This is a genomic window from Duganella levis (assembly GCF_009857605.1).
In the GTDB taxonomy this organism is placed as follows: Bacteria; Pseudomonadota; Gammaproteobacteria; order Burkholderiales; family Burkholderiaceae_D; genus Rugamonas; species Rugamonas levis.
The window spans coordinates 1-15,630 of record NZ_WWCT01000011.1 but is presented as its reverse complement, the minus strand read 5'-3'; the positions used below and the strand labels follow the sequence as shown (position 1 = coordinate 15,630).

Sequence of the window (15,630 nt, the reverse complement as noted above, 5' to 3'; positions counted from 1 at the left end):
CCCGGCACGACGGCTCCCTCAAGCCGCATTGCGCAGCCGCTCCTGCCAGCGATCTTGCATCTCCTGAAGCCGAATCCAACTGCCCATCGATCTGCCGACAACTTTAGAAAGACGCTCAGCCATTGCGGGCGTGATGCGGGTCTGGCCATTTAAAAGCCGATTAACCGTGGAGGCAGATACGCCTAATTTTTCTGCAAACTGTCGCCCACTTACTTTATTAGGTTCCAAATACCATAATTTAATAAATTCTCCAGGCGGCATGGGGTTGTACATTTCCATTAGTGATAATCCTCGTGGTCGATAACAACAGCATTTCCTTGGTCGAATTTAAATGTCAGCCGCCAGTTTGCATTAACTTTAACAGACCAGCGTGGAATTTTAGTGCTTGATAAAAGATGCAAGTGGAAACCAGATTCATTCATCTCTTCGCCTTGATTGGCAGAATCCAGTGCTGTTAGTAAATATTGCAGCCGTGCTGCGTGATGCGGCTGTATTCCCGCGAGCGAACCGGTCTCGTAAAACTGCGTAATCCCTTGTGACGGAATGAGGCGATCATGATCAATATAGACCCGCGTTGTTAACACAACAAGCTGAGCCATTTGAACATTCCGCTACCACAGTCGTTTAGCGACAGATCATGTAATCGCGGTATCATGGGACCAACTATTTAGGCCTTTCCCATGAATACTCCAGACCCCTCCCAAGTCGCCGAGCGCCTGGCGCTGTTGCGGGCGGCGATGCGTCAGGCGCAGATCGATGCGTTGATGATCCCGTCTGCCGATCCGCATCTGTCCGAATATCTGCCCGAGCGCTGGCAGGGCCGTGAATGGGCCTCCGGATTTACCGGCTCGGTCGGCACCTTGATTATCACGCCGGAATTCGCCGGCCTGTGGACCGACGCCCGCTACTGGACCCAGGCCGAACAGCAACTGGCCGAAACCGGCATCCAGTTGATGAAGCTGACCTCCGGCGCCAGCGTGCAATATGTTGACTGGCTGGCAAGTCATCTGAAGTCCGGGCAGACCCTCGCGGTCGACGGCGCCGTGCTCGGCCTGGCCATCGCCCGCCTGCTGCAAACCGCGCTGGACGCCAAAGACGTCACCCTGCGCACCGACCTCGATCTGCTGCAACAAGTGTGGCAGGACCGCCCGGCGCTGCCGGCGGCGCCGGTTTTCGAGCACCTGCCGCCGTACGCATCGAAAAGCCGTAGCGGCAAATTGGCCGATTTGCGCGGCGCCATGCAGCAGGCCGGCGCCAACCGCCACCTGATTTCGACGCTGGACGATATTGCCTATTTGTTCAACTTGCGCGGCGCCGACGTCAACTTCAACCCGATTTTCCTGTCGCACGCCCTGGTGACACCCACCCGCGCCACGCTGTACATCGCCGACGGCAAAGTCTCGCCCGAGCTGCGCACCGCGCTGGCCGATGAAGGCATCGACGTCGCACCGTACGAATCGGCCGCCACGGCCCTGGCCGCGCTGCCGGCCGACAGCACGCTGCTGCTCGATCCGCGCCGCGTCACCCACGGCACCCGCCAGTGGATTCCGGCCAAGGTCAAAGTGATCGAGGCGATCAACCCGACCACGCTGGCCAAGTCGCGCAAGAGCGAACAGGACGCCATCCACGTGCGCGCCACCATGGAGCAGGACGGCGCCGCGCTGTGCGAATTCTTCACCTGGCTGGATCAGACGCTGGCCAATCCGGACCGCGCGCCGCTGACCGAAGTCGCTATCGACCAGCAGATCACCGCCGCCCGCGCGCGCCGTCCCGGCTTCGTCAGCCCCAGTTTTGCCACCATCGCCGGTTTCGGCGCCAACGGCGCGATCATGCATTACCGCGCCACCGCCGCCCGCCACGCCACCATCGAAGGCAACGGCCTGCTGCTGATCGACTCCGGCGGCCAGTATTTGGGCGGCACCACCGACATCACCCGCGTGGTGGCGGTCGGCCGCATCGGCGATGAGCATCGCCGCGATTTCACGCTGGTGTTGAAGGCGATGATCGCCTTGTCGGCCGCCCGCTTCCCGCGCGGCACCAGGTCGCCGATGCTGGACGCCATCGCCCGCGCGCCGCTGTGGGCCGAAGGCCTGGACTTCGGTCATGGCACCGGTCACGGTGTCGGCTACTTCCTGAATGTGCACGAAGGGCCGCAATCGATTTCGCCATCGACCATGCCGGAGCCACAGACAGCGATGGAGCCGGGTATGATCACGTCCATTGAACCGGGCTTGTACCGGCCGGGCCGCTGGGGCATCCGCATCGAGAACCTGGTGCTGAACCGCAGCGCCGGCCAGACCGAGTTCGGCGAGTTCCTCAATTTTGAGACGCTGACCCTGTGTCCGATCGATACGCGTTGCATCGAACCTACGCTGCTGCGCGACGACGAAAAGCGCTGGCTGAACGATTACCATGCGACGGTGCGCAAGCGCCTGTCGCCACTGCTGTCCGGCGACGCGCTGGCATGGCTTGAACAACGAACGGAGACTTTATGAGCGCACGCGCTACCCGCGCCACCACGGCAGTCGATCGGCTGAAACGCCGCAGCGGCAATGAAAAATATTCGATGTCGGTGACCGGCAGCGGCCACTTTTTCCTGTCCGACGGCGCCGGCAATCCGCCGCTGTGCCCACCGATGGAGCTGGACGACTTCGTGGCCTTCGTCAAGACCATCTCCCCGGAAGCGCCCAAGCGCATGAGCAAACTGGATATCGCCTTCGAAAAGCAGCTGGTTAAAAAATAAAATAACTTAAGGCTTCCCATGCCCGCATTCGATTTTCTGTCCGCTTACTGGTCGCATTCCGAACTGGCCACCAATGCGGTGATTTTGCTGAATTTGCTGGGCGCGTTGACACTGGGGCTGATGGTGGGCTACGAGCGCTCGTACCACGGCCGCGCCGCCGGCATGCGCACCTATGGCCTGGTGTGCATGGCGTCGGCCGGCCTGACGGTGATCGGCGGCTATCCGGCGCACTGGTTCGGCGGCCACGTGTCGCAGTACCTGATCAGCTCCGATCCGACCCGCATCGTGCAGGGCATCGTCACCGGCATCGGCTTCCTCGGCGCCGGCGTGATCATGCGCGAAGGCTTCAACATCAGCGGCCTGACCACGGCGGCGTCGATCTGGGCGTCGTCTGTCATCGGGGTGATGGTGGGGGTGGGTTTTTATGCCGGCGCTATCGGCCTTGCCTTGCTGTGCGCCGGTTCGATGATCTTCCTGACGCGGCTGGAGGCCTGGCTGCCGTCGCGTCACGCCATCGCCATCACCATGCGCTTCAAGGCCGGCTACAAGCCGCAGGAGCCGGCGCTAAGAGCCATGGCGGGGCAGCGCGGCTACGAAATCGCCGGCGGCTCGCTGATGATCGGCAGCGATGGTGGCATGCAGGAGTGGCGCTTTGTCGCCATCGCCTTCAGCAAGCGCAGTGGCGCGCCGATGGCGGTGCTGTCGGCGGAACTGGCGGAATTCGAAGGTATCCATAGCTATCAACTGACTCACGCACGTAACTGATATGAACGCACAAGCACGGGCAATATTCGATTTCTGGTTCACCGGCGATTTGCCACGCAAAGCGTGGTTTCAAAAGGACGAGGCCTTCGACCGCGAGATCGCCCAGCGCTTCGGCGCCGAGATCGAGCAGGCGCTGGAAGGCGGCCTGCATCACTGGGACGCCGAGGGACCACAGGCGGCGCTGGCGCGCATCCTGGTGCTGGACCAGTTCTGCCGCAATGTGTATCGCGGCACGTCGCTGGCTTTCGCCGGTGATCATCAGGCCTTGCAGGCGGCGCTGGACATGATCGACGCCGGCGAGGACCAGGCGCTGGCGCCGTTCGAGCGCGCCTTTGTCTACCTGCCGCTGGAGCATGCCGAGGATATCGCCATGCAGGAGCAGGCCGTGGCGCTGTTCACGCGGCTGGCCGAGGCGCAGCCGGGCAATCAGGGCATCGCCGGCATGCTGGATTACGCGGTGCGCCACAAGCGGGTGGTCCGGCGTTTTGGACGCTTCCCACATCGTAACGAGATCCTGCAGCGCGCGTCGACGCCGGCCGAATTGGAGTTTCTCAAGCAGCCGGGATCGAGCTTCTGATGGCGCCTGTATTGAATCTGATCGGCGCCGGCCATGTGGGCCGCGTGTTCGGACGTTTGTGGGCACAGCAGGGCATCTTCCATATCCAGCAGGTGCTGACGCGGTCCGCAGCGTCGGCGCAGCAGGCGGTCGACTTCATCGGCGCTGGTAGCGTGGCGACGGCTTACGCGCAGTTGCAGCCGGCGACGGTGCATGTGCTGGCAGTTGGCGACGACCAGATCGTCGCCGCCAGCGAGGCGCTGGCGCGCGCCGTGCCGCTCAAGGACAGCATCGTGTTCCATTGCAGCGGTGCGCTGGCATCCGACCAGTTGCGCGCCGCGCGCGAAGCCGGCGCACTGGTGGCCAGCGTGCATCCGATCCGCAGCTTTGCCGATCCGGCGGCGGTGGCTGCCCAATTTTCAGGCACTTTCTGTGGCATTGAAGGCGATGACGGCGCGCTGGCGGTGCTGACGCCCGCCTTGCAGGCGATCGGCGCGCAGCCGGTGACGATCAACGCGTCGGCTAAAACCGTGTATCACGCGGCGGCCGTGTTTGCGAGTAATTACCTGGTGACGGTGCTGGACGCGGCGTTGCGCGCGTATCAGGCGGCCGGCATTCCGGAACCGGTGGCGCGCCAGCTGGCGCAGCCGCTGGCCAGCGAATCGATGGCGAATGTGTTCCGGCTGGGCGCGGCGGCGGCTTTGAGCGGGCCGATCGCGCGCGGCGATCTGGCGACCGTGGCCCGTCAGCAGCACGCCGTCAGCCAGTGGGACGCGGACACGGGAGCGTTGTATCAGTCTCTTGTCGGTCCGACCACAGCATTGGCGGCCAGAAAGCCGCAGAAATAGGGCTTCCTCGCGTATCTTCTTGCAAATTACTACTTAACAACTATATTTCAACTAGTTACTCCGCTTGTCCGGGACAAGCTAGTTGCAGTTGTAATGACACGAATTCACAAATAAGTACCGGGATCAGTCGACAAACGGCACGATTAGCAATAAGCTTGTTTCTTAGAATGTTTTCTACAAGAATCAATCTGCAAGCTAACCGGCGCCAATTTGGATAGTAGGGGTAAGAACATGTTATTTCTGAAAAGTACGACCGTCACGAAAGCGCCTGGCATTTACGACGTAGACATTGCCGCAAAACCGCCTGGCAAGACCTTCGGCGTGTTCCTGGCAACCGATCCGGACAATGCTCCTGCCGAAGTGCTGGCCCAGCTGGCCGCGCTCGGCTTCAAGCAAACCTACAGCGGCGGCTATACCCACAAGGACCGCGGCAAGGTATTGGACCTGCACTTCCAGAAAGCCGGCACCGACCTGTTCGAAGGCTGGAAGGCTGACGAACTGGAAGCCAATATGGCTGCCATCACCGCGCTGTTCGGCGGCATCGGCATCACCATCGCGCCACGCGTAATGAGCCTGGCCGAAGCTTACGCCTAAAGGCTGCTTTTAGGCCTGCACATCGATGTGATACAAGCCCCAAGGGCACAAGCCAAACCGTTCAGTTAGCGGTTTGGCGGCCATCTCGGCCACCTTGTCCGCATCGTACACCGCCCACAGCGGTCCCAGCCCGCCCAGCGCCATTGGCGCGCCATCCAGATGGGTGGCGACGATGTAGCGCTGCGCCGTGGCCTGGGCCACCGTCACCGTCACCGCAAAACCATCCACCGCCCGCAGCACCAGCCTGGTCGTGCCATTCAGATTGGCGCCGGCCGCCTTCATCACGTCCACCAGCAGCGGACCGCTCAAGCCGTGCGCCTTGGCGTCGTATTCCAGCGTCGGCTTGATGGCGATGGACGGCAGCGCGCTCAGCGCCGCGTAGTCGAAGCCATGCGCGCGCTCGAAGCTGAGCTTTTGCTTGTACATCATCTGATCGCGCACCGGATCGAGCTTGCCCCGGTTGGGCTTGCTGATCGCGCCAGTCACGGTCAGCAGGGTGGGGCCATTGTCGACAGCGGCGCGCGCCGGCAAGCTGATGCTGGCGGACACGCCGGCCAGCGCGGCGGTGCCCAGGAACTGGCGTTTGTTCATGCGGAAGACTCCTTGATTGCGTGGTGCCGGTATCATACCGCGCATGGACTTATTTGCCGACGACACTGCCCTCACGCCCATCCCCATCGAAGATGGCGAACTGTGGTTCCAGCAGCGCTTGGCGCTGGACCTGGCGCCGGACGAGGTGATGCGCCGCCTGCTGGCCGAAACCGACTGGCGCGCGGAGCAGATCAAGGTCTGGGGCAAGCTGCACATGCAGCCGCGTCTGTCGGCCTGGCATGGCGAGGCCAGCTACCGCTATTCGGGCAAGACCTTCCATCCGCAACCGTTCACGGCGCTCCAGCTGCACATCAAACAGGTGGTCGAGCAGGTTACCGGCCGGCGCTTCAACAGCCTGCTGCTCAATTACTACCGCGATGAGCGCGACAGCATGGGCTTCCACGCCGACGACGAACGCGAACTCGGTCCCGAGCCGGCCATCGCCTCGGTCAGCTTTGGCGCGCCGCGCACCTTCATCCTCAAGCACCGCACGCTGCCGAAGACCGTCAAACTGGCGCTGGGCGACGGTTGTCTGCTGTTGATGGCGGGCGTATTGCAACAACACTGGATGCATGGAATTAATAAGGAACGCACGCCGCGCGGACCGCGCATCAACCTGACTTTTCGCCTGATCAATTCTTCCATTGGTTAGTAGACAACGGATCCGTGAAAATTTTAAGCTATCCTTAAGTTTGGCAGACCTTGAAATTTGCCAATGATAGTATGGCTTACATCTCGTCACACTTCTTACTAATTCGGCCGTGACGTTGGTTGGCTGGAGTGCTATCTTGGATACATCGCAATTCAATAGCAACTGCGATCCCAAGCAAGTCCCGCTTCAACCATTTTGCTGAAAGATCAAAATCATGAAAAAAATTATCTTTGCTTTAGTCGCTTCCGCAGCCGCTCTGAGTGGCACCGCAGCTTATGCCCAATCCAACACCCAGGATGCAGCCGGTACCGCTTACATCGGTGCAGGCGTGGTTGGCAGCCGTTATGACTTCGGCGACTCCGTCGGCGCAGGCGCCGTCAGTGGCGATAACCACAGCGGTACCAAGGCAGCTGGCAAGATCTATGGTGGCTATAACATCGACAACACCTGGGCAGTGGAAGCCGGTTACACCGACTTCGGCAAACGCAGCTATAACTACACGCAGAACGGCGCTGCCGGCGGCATCAACACCGACGCGCACTCGTTCTACGTTGCAGGTAAAGGCACCTGGCCAGTGGCCCGTGACTTCGCCGTATTCGGCAAGCTGGGCGTAGCGCAAAACCACAACGAAGTGACCACCTCGGGCATCGCCTCGTTGAATGGCAGCAACAACAAAACCGCGCTGTACGCTTCGGTCGGTGGCGAATACGCCATCAACAAGAACGTCAAAGTCTCGCTGGAATATGAAAACTACGGCAAGAGCGACATCGACACCGGCCGTAAAGCCGGCGCCGTTACCGCCGGCCTGCGCTACAACTTCTAAGCGCACCGCAGTATAAAAAAGCCGGGCCTGCTCACGCAGGTCCGGCTTTTTGTTGTGCAGCAGACCTCAGCCAGGCTGATTAGTTGGTCAGCGGCTTGTAGCGGATGCGTTTTGGCTTGGCGCCTTCTTCACCCAGGCGTTTCTTCTTGTCGGCTTCGTACTCCTGGTAGTTGCCGTCGAAGAAGGTGACTTGCGAGTTGCCTTCGAACGCCAGGATGTGGGTGGCGATACGGTCCAGGAACCAGCGATCGTGCGAGATCACCATCACGGAACCGGCGAATTCCAGCAGCGCATCTTCCAGCGCGCGCAGGGTTTCGATGTCCAGATCGTTTGACGGTTCATCCAGCAGCAATACGTTGCCGCCCTTGAGCAGCGTCTTGGCCAGGTGCAGACGGCCGCGCTCACCACCGGACAGGTTGCCGACAATCTTCTGCTGGTCGCCGCCCTTGAAGTTGAAGCGGCCCAGGTAGGCGCGCGACGGCATTTCGAAGCGGCCCACGCTCAGCACGTCGGCGCCGCCGGACACGTCTTCAAACACGGTCTTGGCGTCTTGCAGCTTGTCGCGGTTCTGGTCGACCAGCGACACGCGCGCGGTCTGGCCGATCACCACTTCACCGCTATCCGGTTGATCCAGGCCGGCGATCATCTTGAACAGCGTCGATTTACCGGCGCCGTTCGGACCGATGATGCCGACGATGGCGCCCGGCGGAATCGTGAACGAGACGTTGTCCAGCAACAGGCGGTCGCCGAAGCCCTTCGACACGTTCTTGAATTCGATCACTTCATTGCCCAGACGCTCGGCCACAGGGATGAAAATCTCCTGGGTCTCGTTGCGCTTCTGGTATTCGTACTCGCTCAGCTCGTTGAAGCGGGCCAGACGGGCTTTCGACTTGGCCTGGCGCGCCTTCGGATTCTGACGCGACCATTCCAGTTCTTTTTGCAGCGCGCGCTGGCGGGCCGATTCGGTGGCTTCTTCCTGCTTCAGGCGGTCTTGCTTCTGATCCAGCCACGACGAGTAGTTGCCCTTCCATGGAATGCCATGGCCACGGTCCAGTTCCAGAATCCACTCAGCGGCGTTGTCGAGGAAGTAGCGATCGTGGGTGATGCCGACCACGGTGCCCGGGAAGCGCAGCAGGAACTGCTCCAGCCATTCGACCGATTCCGCATCCAGGTGATTGGTTGGTTCGTCGAGCAGCAGCATGTCCGGTTTGGACAGCAGCAGCTTGCACAGCGCCACGCGGCGCTTTTCACCACCGGACAGGATGCCGACCTTGGCGTCCCATGGCGGCAGGCGCAGCGCGTCGGCGGCCATTTCCAGTTGCAGATTCAGGTTACCGCCGTCGGACGACGAAATGATCGCTTCCAGGCGCGCCTGCTCGGCGGCCAGCGCGTCGAAGTCGGCGTCTTCCTCGGCGTAGGCGGCGTACACGGCGTCCAGCTTGGCTTGCGCCTCAAACGCTTCGCCCAGGCCGGATTCCACTTCCTGACGCACGGTTTTTTCCGGGTCCAGTTGCGGTTCCTGTGGCAGGTAGCCGATGTTCAGGCCCGGCATCGGACGCGCTTCGCCCTGGATGTCGGTGTCGATGCCTGCCATAATTTTCAGCAGGGTGGACTTGCCGGAGCCGTTCAGGCCCAACACGCCGATCTTGGCGCCCGGGAAGAAGGACAGCGAGATATCTTTCAGGATCTGGCGTTTAGGCGGGACGATTTTGCCCACGCGATTCATGGTGTAGACGTAATTGGCCATTACTGAGGCTTTCTAAAAAAATAAACAATGCTGATTGTACAGGCGATGGCGTGCATTATAGGCGCGCCGCCGGCCAGGCGGCACGCGCGCGCCATCGCCGCAGCGCTTTATTTCAGCGCGGTGCTGGCCGGCACGACCGGCAGCAGGACCGAGCTGGCGCCGGCCGCGCCGCGCTGCACCGAGATTGTCGCTTTCTGGAAATCTTCCGGTTTGGCGAAGAAGATATTCGGCACAAAGGTCTGCGGATTGCGGTCATACAGCGGGAACTGCGACGACTGGATCTGCACCATGATGCGGTGGCCCGGCTTGAACACGTAATTCACAGTCGGCAGGCGGAATTTGTATTCCTGCACCACGCCGGCCGGAATCGCCGTTGGATGCTCGAAACTCTGGCGGTAACGGCCGCGGAAGATGTCCTGGCTGATCGCCAGCTGGTAGCCGCCCATCTCCGGCTGCTCGGCAACAAACGGCGGGAACACGTCGATCAGCTTGACGACGAAGTCGCCGTCGGTGCCGGTGGTCTTGGCAAAGATATCGGCCATCGGCGCGCCTTGCAGCGTGACCGGCGCGGTCAGCACCGGCGTCTTGTACGACAGCACATCGGTGCGGGTGGCCACTGCGCGCTGGTCCTGCAGCAGCCAGGTGGTCCAGCGGTCGTGATCGGCAAAGCTGACCGGCGGCGCCAGGAACGGCACCGGCTTGGCCGGATCGGAGACATAGCTGTCCTCGCCGGCCGGCGCCACCTGGAAGGCCAGGCCGCTATCGGCTTGCAGGTACAGCGGCGTCAGCTGGGTGGTGCCCGGCCAGTCGGCGAACTTGTCCCATTGCTTGTTGGCGGCGTTGAAGATCATCACCGGCGCCAGCGGTTCGGCCGGCTTGCGGTCCTTCAGGTAGGTGTTGAAGAACGGGATCAGCACGTCGCGGCGGAAATCGGCGGCGGTGTCGCCATTCCACTTGAGCGGACCCAGGCGCTCGGCGGCGCGGTTGATCTGGCTGTGATACCACGGCCCCATCACCAGATGGTTGTTGCCGGCCTTGCCCTTGGCCTTCAGCGCTTCCCAGGCCGTGATGGCGCCGTACATATCTTCCTGATCCCACAGGCCTTGCAGCCACATGGTCGGCACGTTGGACGGCTTGGCGGTCATCATCTTGTCTACCGCTTGCAGTTGCCAGAAGGCGTCGTAGGACGGATGGGCCGCCAGACGGTTCCAGAAGCCCAGCTGGTCGAAGCCGTGCTGTTTGGCCCAGTTACCGGCGGTGCCGGCGTCGAGGAAGGTCTGGTAATCGTCGGCGCCGGGACGCGGCACATTGCTGCCTTTGCCGGTTTTGCTGGTCTGGCCGGAGAAATAATCGAGGTTGACCTGGCGGAAGGCGCCGTAGTGGAACCAGTCGTCGCCCATCCAGCCGTCGACCATCGGGCTTTCCGGCGCCGCCACCTTCAGCGCCGGATGCGGGTCGCGCAGCGCCATGGTGACGGTCCAGCCATCGTAGGACGAGCCGATCATGCCGACCCGCTGGTTGCCTTCCTTGACGTTCTTCACCAGCCAGTCGATGGTGTCCCAGGCGTCGGTGGTGTCATCGGTCTTGGTGGAATTGAGCGGACCGATCGGCGGCCGCGTCATCACATACTTGCCTTCCGAGCCGTATTTGCCGCGGATGTCCTGGTACACCAGGATATAGCCGTCGTCGACCCATTCGCGGTTGGCCGAGCGCACTGCGTCGCGCAAGCCCAACGGGCCTTTCTGCGCAAAGCCATCGGCATCGTAGGGCGTGCGTTCCAGCAGCATCGGCAGCTCGCGCGCGCCGTTCGGCACCATGATCACGGTATGCAGCTTGACGCCGTCGCGCATCGGTATCATCACCTCGCGCCGCACGTAGTTGTAGGCTTCCTCCGGGGCTTTCCATTTGGCCGGGATATCGCTGCCAAGCTGGATCATGGACGCGTCCGGCGTCTGCGCCAGCGCCGCATTGGCGGCCAGTGCCGTGGTGAGGAGGAGGGGGAGAAGATGTTTACGCATGCCGCAGGCCCTTTAAGTACTGTGTGGAAAGTCATTCAATTGTAGACCAGGCAGCCTGCGTTGGCGTCAGGCGGGCGCGCTATTTCGCCGGCTCACCCACAGCCCCTCCAGCACGTACAGGATCAGGGCTGTCCAGATGACCAGGAAGCCGGCCAGCCGGGCGGCCGGGAAGGCTTCGTGGAACACCCACACGCCCAGCAGCGCCTGCATGGTCGGCGACAAATACTGGATCAGCCCCAGCACCGCCATCGGAATCTTGCGCGCGCCGGCGGCAAACAGCAGCAGCGGAATCGCGGTGATCGGCCCGGCGGCGGCCAGCAGCCAGCGGGTGCTGTCGTGGGGCGTATTCAGGAAGGCGTTGTGGCCGTGCCAGCTGAGCCACAGCACATACACCAGCGCCAGCGGGAACAGAATCATGGTTTCCAGCGACAAGCCCTCCAGCGCCGCCAGCGCGGCGGTTTTGCGCAGCAGGCCGTAGCCGCCGAAGGTGATGCCTAAAATTAAGGCAATCCATGGCAGTTCGCCGGCCTGCCAGGTCAGCCAGGCCACGCCGCTGGCGGCCACCGCCATGGCGATCCACTGGCCACGGCGCAATTTCTCCTTCAGCACCACCAGCCCCAGCAGCACGTTGATCAGCGGATTGATGAAATAGCCGAGGCTGGCGTCGATGACGTGGCCGTTGTTGACCGACCAGATGTAGATAAACCAGTTGGCGGTCAGCAGCAGCGCGCTGGCGACAAAGCTGACCAGGATGCGCGGTTGGCGCAACACCTTGGGCAACCATTTCCATTGCTGGCGCACGGTCAGCACGATCACCAGGAACAACAGCGACCACAGCATGCGATGGGCGAGGATTTCCTGCGGCGGCACCTCGTCGAGGGCATGGAAATACAACGGGAACAGGCCCCAGCAAAAGAACGCGAGCGTGGCGTACAAAATACCTAAGTTCATGGGGCGGACCGGCTAAAAGGTGTGGACAGTCTGACATTATCCGCCATCTGTGTCCGCTCCGCTGGCGGCCGCACTCGCGCTAGCGTCCGTGGCGGCGTACACTCACGGTATTGACCGTTTTGAACGATTTCTTATGCCAAAATCTCCTTGCCTTTTGCAAAGTCTTGACCTATTGTGCAATGCACCAAAACAACAACAGGTGCAATCTTGACCGAGCAACACAAGAAAAGCAGTCTCGCGGCACTCACGCTGGCGGCTGTCGGCATCGTTTATGGCGACATCGGTACCAGTCCCCTCTACACCCTCAAAACCATCTTCGATCCCGAGCACGGCCTGGCGCTGAGCGAAGGCAATCTGCTGGGCATCATTTCGCTGATTTTCTGGGGCCTGACGCTGATCGTGTCGCTGAAATACGTGACGCTGGTGCTGCGCGCCGATAACCGTGGCGAAGGCGGCATCATGGCGCTGATGGCATTGGCGCTGAATTCCGTCACCAAGGCGGCGCCGCGCTGGCACTATCCGCTGATGCTGCTGGGCGTGTTCGGCGCCACCATGTTCTACGGCGACTCGGTGATCACCCCGGCCATTTCGGTGCTGGGCGCGATCGAGGGTCTGGAAGTGGCGGCGACCGGACTGGAACAGTACATCGTGCCGCTCACCATCATCGTGCTGATCACGCTGTACGCCATGCAGCGACACGGCACCGCCGGCATCGGCCGCTTCTTCGGCCCGATCATGGTGGTGTGGTTCGCCGCGCTGTCCATCATGGGACTGGTGAACATTGTCGAAGCACCGCAGATCCTGTACGCGCTCAATCCCTATCACGCGCTGCGCTTCATGTACGAAAACCGCATGATCGCCTTCGTCGCGCTGGGCGCGGTGGTGCTGTCGCTGACCGGCGCCGAGGCGCTGTATGCGGACATGGGCCACTTCGGCAAGAAACCGATCCGCGCCGCCTGGTTCCTGATCGTGTTCCCGGCGCTGGCGCTGAACTACCTGGGCCAGGGCGCGCTGCTGCTGACCCATCCGGACGCCATTTCCAATCCCTTCTTCCAGCAGCTGGGCGCGTGGAGCGTCTACCCGCTGGTGGTGCTGTCGACGCTGGCGGCGGTGATCGCCTCGCAGGCCACCATTTCCGGCACCTTCTCGATGACCAAACAGGCCATCGCACTGGGCCTGCTGCCGCGCATGCGCATCTTGCATACCTCGGCCAGCGAGATCGGCCAGATCTACATCCCGGCCGTCAACTGGCTGCAACTGGCGGTGGTGCTGCTGGCGGTGGTGGGCTTCGGCTCCTCGGACAAGCTGGCCGGCGCCTATGGCATTGCGGTCACCGCCACCATGCTGGCCACCACCTTCCTGACCTTCTTCGTGATCCGCTACCGCTGGCATTTGCCGCTGGCGCTGTGCTTCGCCGCCACCGGCTTCTTCATCGCGATCGACATCGCGCTGTTCTCGGCCAGCACGCTGAAACTGTTCCACGGCGGCTGGTTCCCGCTGCTGCTGGGCGTGATCCTGTTCACCGTGATGCTGACCTGGAAGCGCGGCCGTGAGCTGGTGTTCGAGAATCTGCAGAAGCACGCGATTCCGCTGGAAGACTTCCTGTCCTCGCTGTTTGTGGCGCCGCCGACCCGTGTCTACGGCACTGCCATCTTCCTGCGCGGCGAGAGCGACGGCGTGCCGCACGCGCTGCTTCACAACCTGTCGCACAACAAGGTGCTGCATGAACGGGTGGTGTTCTTCACCGTGCACGTGGTGGAAGAGCCGTGGGTGCCGGAGGATGAACAGGTCAGGGTGACGGACCTGGGCCACCAGTGCTACCAGCTGAGCGTCTACTACGGCTTCAAGGACGAACCAGATATTCCGAAAGTGCTGGCGCTGTGCGAATGCCTTGGCCTGCCGTTCGAGATGATGGAGACTTCGTTCTTCATCGCCCGCCAGACGGTGATTTCGACGCCCGGCTCCGGCATGGCGACCTGGCGCGAGCACTTGTTCGTGGCGATGTCGCGCAATGCGCGCGGCGCCGCCGACTACTACCAGATTCCACCCAACCGCGTGATTGAACTTGGCACGCAAGTGGAAATTTGAATACAAAATAATGTAACTGAATGTAGTGCCGGGAGTGTAAGTGCCGTCGTCTGATAAACTTCTGCGCCGGGACCTACCGACTATACGAATTCGATCAAAGGTAAATATGAAAGCGATGTTGAAATTATTCGCCGTTGCGGTGTGCGCAGCGGTATTGGCCGCCTGCGGTGGTGGCGGCGACAAGACTCCGAAGGTCCCTGTGGTGGTCCAGCCGGCGTACAAGATGACGGAAACCGCCGTCGGCACCGGCCGCGCGGCCGCGTCGGGCGATCTGGTCACCTTCACCTATGTCGGTTACCTGTATGACGCCAACCAGGCCGCCAACGGCTATCGCGGCGAAAAAATCGAAAGTTCGGTCGACATCGGCACCACCTTCACCGCCACCGTTGGCGTGGGCGCGATGCTGACCGGTTGGGACCAGACGCTGATCGGCATGCAGGCGGGCGGCAAACGCACCGCCATCCTGCCGGCCAACCTGGCTTATGGCGCCAATACTCGCGACGCGCAAATCGTCAACGGCATCAAGTACGCCGCCATCACGCCCAATGCGCCGCTGGTGTATGACTTCGTGATGGTCAACGTCAGCCCGCAGGTTGTCATTCCTAACGTGCCGGCGACCGAACTGAAAACCATTGACGTCACCACCGGCACCGGCACGGCGGTTGTCAGCGGCCAGACCGTCAGCGTGCGCTACACCGGCTGGCTGTATGACGGCACCCGCAGCACCTTCAAAGGCGCCAAGTTCGACGACAACACGGCGACTGGCGATGCGCTGCTGAAATTCGTCACGGGCAGCACGGACGTTATCTCCGGCTTCAGCACCGGTGTGATCGGCATGCAGCTGAACGGTACGCGTACCATCATCATCCCGGCCAACCTGGCCTACGGCGCTACCGCGAAAGCCGGAAATGCACGCTATGGCGTGGCGATTCCGGCCAATTCGGCACTGGTATTCGACGTCACGCTGGTTTCGTCGCCATAAGCGTACTAAGCATTTAAAAAAGGGCAGCCAGTGGCTGCCCTTTTTTTATTGGCGCAGCGCCTGCGCGGGCGCGATGCGCATTGCCGACCAGGTATGGCGGGCGGTGGCTGCCGCCACCACGATCAGCACCAGGACCAGCGCCACCAGCGGCGCCCATCCACCCAGCGGCGAGCGTTCGGCAAACGGCGCCAGATAGCGCGCAATCGCCAGCCAGGCCGGCGGCAGCGCGATCAGCGCCGCCACCGCCGTCAGCAGCGCAAACTCGCGGCCCA

Annotated in this window: 17 protein-coding genes; 10 read left to right on the top strand and 7 right to left on the bottom strand. The window is 61.9% G+C overall.

Annotated elements, in window-relative coordinates:
- Positions 1 to 18: 18 nt before the first annotated feature.
- Both GTP69_RS14590 and GTP69_RS14585 read right to left on the bottom strand, forming a co-directional pair.
- On the bottom strand, positions 19 to 279 hold the full coding sequence (locus GTP69_RS14590; protein WP_161055554.1) for a HigA family addiction module antitoxin: 261 nt from the start codon (positions 277 to 279) through the stop codon (positions 19 to 21).
- Positions 279 to 599, bottom strand: a complete 321-nt coding sequence (locus GTP69_RS14585) for a type II toxin-antitoxin system RelE/ParE family toxin (RefSeq protein WP_229260951.1) — start codon at positions 597 to 599, stop codon at positions 279 to 281. Before GTP69_RS14585 ends, GTP69_RS14590 begins: the two co-directional genes overlap by 1 nt.
- An 81-nt stretch (positions 600 to 680) precedes the next feature.
- Between GTP69_RS14585 and GTP69_RS14580 the strand changes: the two genes are divergently transcribed.
- The 6 genes from GTP69_RS14580 (at position 681) to GTP69_RS14555 (ending at position 5,506) form a co-directional block, all read left to right on the top strand.
- The gene (locus GTP69_RS14580; protein WP_161055553.1) at positions 681 to 2,495 is read left to right on the top strand and encodes an aminopeptidase P family protein; all 1,815 of its coding nucleotides are present in this window, start codon (positions 681 to 683) and stop codon (positions 2,493 to 2,495) included.
- Positions 2,492 to 2,743 (top strand): hypothetical protein, encoded by a 252-nt coding sequence (locus tag GTP69_RS14575; RefSeq protein WP_110846104.1) that lies wholly within the window; start codon positions 2,492 to 2,494, stop codon positions 2,741 to 2,743. Before GTP69_RS14580 ends, GTP69_RS14575 begins: the two co-directional genes overlap by 4 nt.
- 18 nt (positions 2,744 to 2,761) lie before the next feature.
- A complete protein-coding gene (locus tag GTP69_RS14570) occupies positions 2,762 to 3,508 on the top strand; it encodes an MgtC/SapB family protein (protein ID WP_161055552.1) in 747 nt (248 codons plus the stop codon).
- A 1-nt stretch (position 3,509) separates the two neighbouring features.
- Positions 3,510 to 4,085 (top strand): DUF924 family protein, encoded by a 576-nt coding sequence (locus tag GTP69_RS14565; protein ID WP_161055551.1) that lies wholly within the window; start codon positions 3,510 to 3,512, stop codon positions 4,083 to 4,085.
- Positions 4,085 to 4,912, top strand: a complete 828-nt coding sequence (locus GTP69_RS14560; RefSeq protein WP_161055550.1) for a Rossmann-like and DUF2520 domain-containing protein — start codon at positions 4,085 to 4,087, stop codon at positions 4,910 to 4,912. Before GTP69_RS14565 ends, GTP69_RS14560 begins: the two co-directional genes overlap by 1 nt.
- Positions 4,913 to 5,143: 231 nt before the next feature.
- Positions 5,144 to 5,506, top strand: a complete 363-nt coding sequence (locus GTP69_RS14555) for a hypothetical protein (protein ID WP_161055549.1) — start codon at positions 5,144 to 5,146, stop codon at positions 5,504 to 5,506.
- A gap of 9 nt (positions 5,507 to 5,515) precedes the next feature.
- On the opposite strand, the gene GTP69_RS14550 is transcribed toward GTP69_RS14555, so the two are convergent.
- Positions 5,516 to 6,097 (bottom strand): putative pterin-binding protein, encoded by a 582-nt coding sequence (locus tag GTP69_RS14550; RefSeq protein ID WP_161055548.1) that lies wholly within the window; start codon positions 6,095 to 6,097, stop codon positions 5,516 to 5,518.
- A 43-nt stretch (positions 6,098 to 6,140) separates the two neighbouring features.
- Between GTP69_RS14550 and GTP69_RS14545 the strand changes: the two genes are divergently transcribed.
- Complete coding sequence (locus GTP69_RS14545; RefSeq protein ID WP_161055547.1) at positions 6,141 to 6,749, top strand: alpha-ketoglutarate-dependent dioxygenase AlkB family protein; 609 nt, start codon at positions 6,141 to 6,143, stop codon at positions 6,747 to 6,749.
- 214 nt (positions 6,750 to 6,963) lie between these two features.
- Positions 6,964 to 7,572 (top strand): outer membrane beta-barrel protein, encoded by a 609-nt coding sequence (locus GTP69_RS14540; protein ID WP_161055546.1) that lies wholly within the window; start codon positions 6,964 to 6,966, stop codon positions 7,570 to 7,572.
- A gap of 79 nt (positions 7,573 to 7,651) precedes the next feature.
- On the opposite strand, the gene ettA is transcribed toward GTP69_RS14540, so the two are convergent.
- From ettA to rarD, 3 genes are all read right to left on the bottom strand, one after another.
- Positions 7,652 to 9,319 (bottom strand): energy-dependent translational throttle protein EttA, encoded by a 1,668-nt coding sequence (ettA, locus tag GTP69_RS14535; RefSeq protein ID WP_161055545.1) that lies wholly within the window; start codon positions 9,317 to 9,319, stop codon positions 7,652 to 7,654.
- A 107-nt stretch (positions 9,320 to 9,426) separates the two neighbouring features.
- Positions 9,427 to 11,337, bottom strand: a complete 1,911-nt coding sequence (locus GTP69_RS14530; RefSeq protein WP_161055544.1) for a CocE/NonD family hydrolase — start codon at positions 11,335 to 11,337, stop codon at positions 9,427 to 9,429.
- Between the two features lie 66 nt (positions 11,338 to 11,403).
- Positions 11,404 to 12,288 carry an EamA family transporter RarD gene (gene rarD, locus GTP69_RS14525; RefSeq protein ID WP_161055543.1) on the bottom strand — a complete coding sequence of 295 codons (885 nt, stop codon included), beginning with the start codon at positions 12,286 to 12,288 and terminating at the stop codon, positions 11,404 to 11,406.
- A gap of 207 nt (positions 12,289 to 12,495) precedes the next feature.
- Between rarD and GTP69_RS14520 the strand changes: the two genes are divergently transcribed.
- Both GTP69_RS14520 and GTP69_RS14515 read left to right on the top strand, forming a co-directional pair.
- Positions 12,496 to 14,376: a potassium transporter Kup gene (locus tag GTP69_RS14520; protein WP_161055542.1), complete on the top strand. Its 1,881-nt coding sequence runs from the start codon at positions 12,496 to 12,498 to the stop codon at positions 14,374 to 14,376.
- A gap of 115 nt (positions 14,377 to 14,491) precedes the next feature.
- Entirely contained in the window at positions 14,492 to 15,358 is an 867-nt protein-coding gene (locus tag GTP69_RS14515; protein ID WP_229260950.1) for an FKBP-type peptidyl-prolyl cis-trans isomerase, read from the top strand.
- Positions 15,359 to 15,403: 45 nt separating this feature from the next.
- On the opposite strand, the gene GTP69_RS14510 is transcribed toward GTP69_RS14515, so the two are convergent.
- The coding region (locus GTP69_RS14510) for a hypothetical protein (RefSeq protein WP_161055540.1) at positions 15,404 to 15,630 on the bottom strand (227 nt) is incomplete at its 5' end.

Bases quoted from the DNA above. Each gene is read 5' to 3' on its own strand.
- GTP69_RS14590 (WP_161055554.1), bottom strand. From the start codon at position 279: ATGGAAATGTACAACCCCATGCCGCCTGGAGAATTTATTAAATTATGG.
- GTP69_RS14585 (WP_229260951.1), bottom strand. From the start codon at position 599: ATGGCTCAGCTTGTTGTGTTAACAACGCGGGTCTATATTGATCATGAT.
- GTP69_RS14580 (WP_161055553.1), top strand. From the start codon at position 681: ATGAATACTCCAGACCCCTCCCAAGTCGCCGAGCGCCTGGCGCTGTTG.
- GTP69_RS14575 (WP_110846104.1), top strand. From the start codon at position 2,492: ATGAGCGCACGCGCTACCCGCGCCACCACGGCAGTCGATCGGCTGAAA.
- GTP69_RS14570 (WP_161055552.1), top strand. From the start codon at position 2,762: ATGCCCGCATTCGATTTTCTGTCCGCTTACTGGTCGCATTCCGAACTG.
- GTP69_RS14565 (WP_161055551.1), top strand. From the start codon at position 3,510: ATGAACGCACAAGCACGGGCAATATTCGATTTCTGGTTCACCGGCGAT.
- GTP69_RS14560 (WP_161055550.1), top strand. From the start codon at position 4,085: ATGGCGCCTGTATTGAATCTGATCGGCGCCGGCCATGTGGGCCGCGTG.
- GTP69_RS14555 (WP_161055549.1), top strand. From the start codon at position 5,144: ATGTTATTTCTGAAAAGTACGACCGTCACGAAAGCGCCTGGCATTTAC.
- GTP69_RS14550 (WP_161055548.1), bottom strand. From the start codon at position 6,097: ATGAACAAACGCCAGTTCCTGGGCACCGCCGCGCTGGCCGGCGTGTCC.
- GTP69_RS14545 (WP_161055547.1), top strand. From the start codon at position 6,141: ATGGACTTATTTGCCGACGACACTGCCCTCACGCCCATCCCCATCGAA.
- GTP69_RS14540 (WP_161055546.1), top strand. From the start codon at position 6,964: ATGAAAAAAATTATCTTTGCTTTAGTCGCTTCCGCAGCCGCTCTGAGT.
- ettA (WP_161055545.1), bottom strand. From the start codon at position 9,319: ATGGCCAATTACGTCTACACCATGAATCGCGTGGGCAAAATCGTCCCG.
- GTP69_RS14530 (WP_161055544.1), bottom strand. From the start codon at position 11,337: ATGCGTAAACATCTTCTCCCCCTCCTCCTCACCACGGCACTGGCCGCC.
- rarD (WP_161055543.1), bottom strand. From the start codon at position 12,288: ATGAACTTAGGTATTTTGTACGCCACGCTCGCGTTCTTTTGCTGGGGC.
- GTP69_RS14515 (WP_229260950.1), top strand. From the start codon at position 14,492: ATGTTGAAATTATTCGCCGTTGCGGTGTGCGCAGCGGTATTGGCCGCC.